This window comes from Micromonospora sp. MP36, from assembly GCF_008119785.1.
GTDB lineage: Bacteria > Actinomycetota > Actinomycetes > Mycobacteriales > Micromonosporaceae > Micromonospora.
Genome location: NZ_VSFA01000315.1, coordinates 1 through 359, shown reverse-complemented (window position 1 = coordinate 359; position 359 = coordinate 1). Strand labels below are relative to the sequence as shown.

Annotated in this window: 1 protein-coding gene; it reads left to right on the top strand. The window is 66.6% G+C overall.

Features of this window, described 5'->3' with window-relative positions:
• The coding region (locus FXF52_RS41330; protein WP_148805095.1) for a glycosyltransferase family 2 protein at positions 1–359 on the top strand (359 nt) is incomplete at both ends.

The window sequence follows — 359 nt, the reverse complement described above, 5'->3', positions numbered from 1 at the left end:
CGGGTGATCACCCACCAGCGCAACGCCGGCAAGGGCGCGGCGATCAAGACCGCCGTCGACAACGCCGAGGGCGACTACCTGGTCATTCTCGACGCCGATCTCGAGTACGACCCGCAGGACATCCCGCGGCTGCTCGAGCCGGTGCTCGACGGGCGGGCGACCGTCGTCTACGGCAGTCGGACGTTCGGCAGCCACAGCGCCTACAGCTTCTGGTACGTGATGGGCAACAAGGGCGTCACCATGGCGGCCAACGTGCTCTTCAACTCCTACATCGGCGACCTGGAGACCTGCTTCAAGCTGATGCCGCTGGAGCTCTACCGCTCGCTGCACATCCGCTCCCGCGGCTTCGGGATGGAGGC